Origin of the sequence: Enterobacter chuandaensis, assembly GCF_003594915.1 — a bacterium.
Classification (GTDB): Bacteria; Pseudomonadota; Gammaproteobacteria; order Enterobacterales; family Enterobacteriaceae; genus Enterobacter; species Enterobacter chuandaensis.
Genome location: NZ_QZCS01000006.1, coordinates 318,937 through 324,936, shown reverse-complemented (window position 1 = coordinate 324,936; position 6,000 = coordinate 318,937). Strand labels below are relative to the sequence as shown.

7 protein-coding genes are annotated in these 6,000 nt (G+C 50.0%); 4 read left to right on the top strand and 3 right to left on the bottom strand.

The window, feature by feature from the left end; all coding sequences use genetic code 11:
- The first annotated feature begins 206 nt into the window (after positions 1-206).
- From D5066_RS12735 to D5066_RS12715, 4 genes are all read left to right on the top strand, one after another.
- Positions 207-722 (top strand): DUF2778 domain-containing protein, encoded by a 516-nt coding sequence (locus tag D5066_RS12735; protein WP_119916152.1) that lies wholly within the window; start codon positions 207-209, stop codon positions 720-722.
- Positions 703-1,221 carry a hypothetical protein gene (locus tag D5066_RS12730; RefSeq protein WP_119916151.1) on the top strand — a complete coding sequence of 173 codons (519 nt, stop codon included), beginning with the start codon at positions 703-705 and terminating at the stop codon, positions 1,219-1,221. The genes D5066_RS12735 and D5066_RS12730 overlap by 20 nt, the downstream gene beginning before the upstream one ends.
- Position 1,222: 1 nt before the next feature.
- Complete coding sequence (locus D5066_RS12725; protein ID WP_119916150.1) at positions 1,223-1,708, top strand: Hcp family type VI secretion system effector; 486 nt, start codon at positions 1,223-1,225, stop codon at positions 1,706-1,708.
- A 443-nt stretch (positions 1,709-2,151) separates the two neighbouring features.
- On the top strand, positions 2,152-2,607 hold the full coding sequence (locus D5066_RS12715; protein WP_119916149.1) for a SymE family type I addiction module toxin: 456 nt from the start codon (positions 2,152-2,154) through the stop codon (positions 2,605-2,607).
- A 42-nt stretch (positions 2,608-2,649) separates the two neighbouring features.
- On the opposite strand, the gene D5066_RS12710 is transcribed toward D5066_RS12715, so the two are convergent.
- The 3 genes from D5066_RS12710 to D5066_RS12700 form a co-directional block, all read right to left on the bottom strand.
- The gene (locus tag D5066_RS12710) at positions 2,650-3,414 is read right to left on the bottom strand and encodes a LecA/PA-IL family lectin (protein ID WP_119916148.1); all 765 of its coding nucleotides are present in this window, start codon (positions 3,412-3,414) and stop codon (positions 2,650-2,652) included.
- A gap of 342 nt (positions 3,415-3,756) precedes the next feature.
- Positions 3,757-5,136, bottom strand: a complete 1,380-nt coding sequence (gene guaD, locus D5066_RS12705) for a guanine deaminase (RefSeq protein ID WP_119916147.1) — start codon at positions 5,134-5,136, stop codon at positions 3,757-3,759.
- A 64-nt stretch (positions 5,137-5,200) separates the two neighbouring features.
- The gene (locus D5066_RS12700) at positions 5,201-5,650 is read right to left on the bottom strand and encodes a sortase family protein (protein ID WP_133300912.1); all 450 of its coding nucleotides are present in this window, start codon (positions 5,648-5,650) and stop codon (positions 5,201-5,203) included.
- Positions 5,651-6,000 lie beyond the last annotated feature (350 nt).

Here is a 6,000-nt window from a genome sequence, read left to right as displayed (position 1 = left end):
TCTCGCCCCTGAGGGTACATGGTCAACATGATAAACCTAGCTTCCTGAAACACCTCTGATGTTACCGCCTAACGGCCTTACACGTTGTCTTACCACCAACGGGCTATTATCTGGAAATCAGAAGTCTCTCGGAAGAAAACTTTCTTATGTCCGATTGCATAGGAGTACGATAAGCCAACAAATCATTATAGATAAAAGGGTTATCTATGGCTCTACATGGAAAGTTCGTAATTAATGATGCGTACTACTCCCCGTTATCGTTTCCTGGTATAGGCACGTTTTTAGCATTCTCTGGTAATGGTGCCTACCGTAACCGTGGGGCATGTGGAATGATCCCCAAAGAGGGGCCAGTACCAGCGGGTAAATACTGGATTGTTGACCGCCCTCAAGGTGGACTCAGGTCACAGCTAAACACAGTGGGAAGAGACATTTATAATCATTTCGCCAATGGTGCAACGTTCAAACATTCTGAATGGTTCGCATTATGGCGTGATGATTGGGGGATCGACGATTACACATGGATTGAGAGCGTTCAGCGTGGCAATTTCCGTTTGCATCCAGGCGTACTATCAGAAGGTTGTATCACTCTCCCACATGATTCTGATTTTGCCATGTTGCGTAATGCTCTGTTGAGAAGCCAAAGAATAGATGTTCCTTGCATGAGGAAGCTACAGGCATACGGCACGATTGAGGTGATCTCCAATGGCAAAACATGCCCTTAGTTTATTCATCAAGATAGTGCTGTTCGCTGTTGTTGTGCTGATCGTTGCTGAAATGGTTCCGTATGATGGATTAGTTAATTCTATTACGGGGCTTTTCGATTTCCAGAGCGCCGACAAGTTTACCCGCTTCATTTTGGGTGAACCTGATTTAGAAGTTTGGGAATCGTTAGATGACTATTTTAGTATATTAATCAATGGATTAATCAGCGCGCCTGTCATGAGCGCCATTACCACGGCGTACAGTGGCGCGACACAAAAAGTTAGTCCAGCTGGCATCCCCAGAGAGTGGTTCAGTTCCACATTGCGACGGTTAGCTAAAATCTTCGGGTTTACCTTCCTGTTTTGGGCGTTATTTCGCTTGCTGCCTTATCAGTCTTTATTCCCGGATCAAACGTATTCAAATTTCACAATGGCGGCGATTGTGGGCTTTCAGTTGCTCTTAACGATTGTTTGCTACTGGTTCATCACGAAGAAAATCACAACTAAAAGGAGTTTGTAAAATGCCTATTCCGGCTTACATGTGGCTTAAGGACGATGGTGGCGCTGACATTAAAGGAGCTGTAGACGTTCAGGATCGTGAGGGGAGTATAGAGATTGTTGGCTTTAGTCATGGTCTGAACATCCCAGTAGACAGTGCCAACGGGAAGATTACTGGTAAGCGTTCACATTCTCCGATGATGATTGAAAAGGAGTTTGATAGCTCCAGCCCGTATCTATACAAAGCCGTTGCCATCGGTCAAACGTTGAAAAGTGCGGAAATTCGCTGGTATCGCATTAACCATGCAGGACAAGAAGAGTGCTACTTCGTCATGACCATTGAGGGCGTGAAAGTGACGGGCATTAACCCAGGGATGCCAAACGCTAAAATGGCAGGAAACTCGCAGATCAACCACATGGAATCTGTTTCCCTGATGTATGACAAAATCACCTGGCGTTATGTTGATGGTAATGTTCAGTATACGGACGATTGGAACGTAAGAGCATAACAAATATAAAGGAGGCATTGAGTGCCTCCTCTTTATTAATGCTTATCCTCTCAAAGGAGCCTGTCCGTAATGCTGTGTAACTGCCATCGTAATAAAGGTGATCGCTCAGTCGGTCACCGAACTTGATAATAAAACGACTCATTGCCAGCCCGCAGATCGGCGAATGGTTGCTCTGAGGTTCATGCGGGCGCTCACCTTATATTCTGATAGTCCTCGCTGCGTAATTTCCCTGACCCAACCCTATTTCCTGAATCCCCCTCGCAAATTCCAAATTCCCCCCACCCAAAACCGCTGTGTTTATATTCAGCCCTGTATAATGAGCACCAGAAATTACGCCGAACGGCAAAGGAAGTATCAAAGAATATTTAACGAAGAATTCGCGATATGAAGGTGCTGCAACACCCCCATACCGCTAACCACAACCAACTTACCAGGAGTTGAAAATGGCTGCGACGAATTTTAAGCCAGAGTTTACTGTTTGCAAAACAGAATCAGACGCTTTCACCGGCATGATTGAAAACCGCGAGCTGGTACGCAAAAACAGCGCCCGCCGTCTTCACGGCAACCAGACCAACGCGGCACCCGTCCATCCCCGCGCGGAAACGCCGCAGGACAGTGCCGCCTGTTGCGAACTGTATGCACGCATAGATATGAAATACCTTCTTCTGGGCGGAGACTGGTTAACCCGCGCAGGCTTTATCAACGGCATGCCCGTAAAAATCCGCGCCATGAAAGACTGTATTGTGATTACGCCGCAGCATACAAGAGAATTATGGGGATGCCTGGAGGGTATGAGCGTGGTGAATATCAATAAACAGAAAGTCACGCAGTGGTTAAAAACGTTTCCGGGGGTGTTGAATGATACGGGGGATATACCGTTGATTAAGCGTAACACCTGAGCAAACACAGCAGGGTGAAAATGAATTTCACCCTGCATGATTTTAGCGTGTAACGATCAGATTCACGTCGTAGCCGCCAGTGTTATTGGCATATTCCGATGCCTTGTTGGTATCGTTAAAAATAAAGGCGATTTCTCCCTCCGTCTGGGCTTTCAACGGCTTGCCGCCGGAACCGATTGAATGGATATGGTCGCCTGTTTTAATCAACAGCGCGCCTGCAATGGCGCCCGGCAGAACAAAGGTCGGGTCAGGTGCCTTAGCGGAAGGATGCTGGCTGTCGCCATCCGGTCCGAAGGTGCGCCCGCGGCTGTCATACTGGGCCTGACCCGCGGCAACCAGCAGAATGCTATCGCCCTGGCGGACGGTGATCCCGGTCTTCACCCATTCACTGCTGGTTGCGGGAATGTGGCCTTTCCACTGAACGGGGTCTTGTGTCGCGAGCTCTTCATCACTCCCAAGATAAACATCCGCCTGGAATGAACCGGTATTATCGCTGTGGGATGAGTCGCTAATGAATAATCTCAACTCGCCGCTCTCCGGTGCAGCCAGCTGATATACGCCGGTACCGATATCATAGCTTTTACCAGACTCGCTAAAACGCGCCTTAAGGATAGCAATATCCTTTTTTTGACCGCCTTTACCGATATTGCCGCCCGGATAAGCCCATGCGTGATCTTCCTTGCCATATTTGATCAGACCCGTAGCGATAATGGTGATCTTATCGCCTTTGTTGACCTTCAGACCGGTATTGATACCCTGTTCTTTTGTTGAATCAATGGCGCCAGACCATGCGCTTTTTGTAGACATGTTCTATCTCCCTTCGGATGTCAGTGTTTTGTATTTCAGCGAGGGTTAAATATTCCCTGCGTGATAATAGATATCTGATATCAACGGCACTCAGCCGTGTGACGTAGACAGCGTAGAATTGGTTATCCGTGACGGCAAATATAAAAATCACGAATTGATGGGTACTATTTTTATAAAGGCAAGGTATGCCTGGGTTTGAGTATTTCCCTTTTAAGATAAATCTGAGTTAATTCGCTTTGGCAAAAAACGGTTCTGAATGAAAAGAGAGGGTTATATAAAGCAATTTAATTCCCCTGAGAAAATACAGGTGTTTTCTCAGGGGGGGATTATTGTGCAGGCGCGCTACTGAATATTGACGGCTTTGCCATCCACCCAGACGCGGCTGATATTATTGCGTCTGGCGTTATAGATAATTTTCTGCAGCCGGTCTTCCGGCGCGTCTTCAGCCGTATCGATATAAATGTCGCTTCCGGCTGCCCGGGTATCAATCACTATGGCATCGAACTGGTAACCGACCACCAGCTTGCCCACACGCAGGTCAAGCACCTCTCCCGCGCCGCCGGTCGCCAGCCAGAACGCTTCCCGGAAGCTGATTGCCGAGCCGGGTCTGCCGCGTTGTTCCGCGGCGATACGGGCATCGACGCCATCATTCAGGGCTTTGCTGGCGGTCATGGCGTGGCGGCAGGCATCGAATACCGAAGGGCTATGGCCGCCCGCAATATCGGTCCCTAAGCCGACGTTAAGCCCGCGGTCCAGCATGGCGCGCAGGGGGAAGACCGCATTAGCAAAGTAGAAGTTGGACAGAGGGCAGTGTGCGACGCCAGCCTGGGTTTGCTTGATCAGGTCGGCGTCGTCATCTTCGATATGGTTTGAATGCGCGAGTACGGTCTTTCTGGTCAGCAGGCCGAAATCCCGCAGCGCCATGGTATCCGTTTTACCCAAACGCTGCTTAACGTAAGCGTGTTCCCAGTCGCTTTCCGAGCAGTGGGTCTGCACGTGGCAGCCTGTTTCAGTGGCAAGCTTGCCCAGGCCTTCCAGAAGCGCATCCGTACAGGACGGAATAAACCGTGGGGTGATGACCGGCAGCACGCGTTTTGCCGTATTGCCTGGGAGCTGTGCAACCGCCTGAATAAATGCCCGGGTCCCGGCGATGGCCGTCGCAGCGCTTTCATCCCGGTAGTAGTCAGGGCACTGGGAGGGATCGTCCATCGCCACGCGGCCAACCAGCGCCCGCTGACCCTGCGCCAGACAGATACGGGCCAGCTCCACGCTGCTTTCCGTATGCAGGGTGGCGAAGTAGACGGCGGTGGTGGTGCCGTTTGCCAGCAGCGCGCTGACCAGTTCCGTGTAGTTGCGGCGGGCAAAGACGATGTCGGCGTATTTTGCCTCCAGCGGGAAGGTATAGTCATTCAGCCACTCCTCCAGCGGCTTATCCAGAGCCTTGCCCATCTGGGGCCACTGAGGGGCATGAACATGAAGATCGATCAGGCCCGGCAGCAGGTACTGGTCTGAAGAGAGTTCGGTAAGCTTACCAGCCTTGCGGGCCGCGTCCCGCACGGGCCTGAACGCGCCATCGTCACCCTGTATAATATCGACAATGGTGCCGCTGCCGTCGATACAGAACAGCGTGTCGGTAAAGTGCGTCACGCTGTCTTTCGATTCCGCCGTGTAGCCCTGGGCGCTGACAACCTGCTGCCAGGGGAATGGGGGAGAGGTGTTCATCTGTTTGTCCTTTTTTCACGGTTACGCTGAAGGGAAAATGTCCCGGAGGTCAATGCGGGAATATTCAGGACGCAGGATCCTGGACTATCCAGACTCCCGTGTTCTGCCTGATATCCGGTTTAATGGCACCCTGACGCTGGTTATACACAAAGGTGCCGGTCCTGTCGCCAAGGCAAACGAGCGTGAGGGTAAATAGCGTCGTCTGGCCCTGAAAATCTTCTTCCGCTTCCAGCACGCCTACGCTGTGCGCCAGGCCCGTTTGGCTTTTAAAAACTTCATAACGGTATTTCCCCTGCACCTTGTCGCCTGTGCGCAAGAAATGGCTGGTATACGTATCGTCAGTGAACTCCAGCCGGAGCAGGCTGTCCGCATTGGGGTTTTGCACTGACCATAGCGGACCGGTTTTATTGATAAAGATTTTGCCGGAGAGGGTTTCCGGAACGTTGCAGGTAGCCTGAGTAAATAGCGGAAGCGCCAGCAGTGCCGGAAGTAGCGTTATTTTGAATTTCATCATATTTATCCATTTCTTTGCCGGAGTATAAGTAGGGTATCTTCCGGTCAGTCATTTTTATTCGTTAAAAAGCCTGGCACAAAAATGAAATACATCAATAAATCAATTAATTAATAACGGGTCGTTTATTCAGGTATTTGCAGTGATAGCCATGAATCCTCATTCGGAATGCGTTATTCATACAGAGAAGAATTCATTAACGACAAAAAAGGCGACATTATTGCCGGGTAATTCATGTTGTGTATCCCAACTGACAGGGCAGAATAAACGCCAGACAAAAAAGAGGTAACAATATGAGCGAGTGGTGCGGGTTCATCGGTGTACAGCTGTGCTGGTTTTTCGTCTATTTCGGT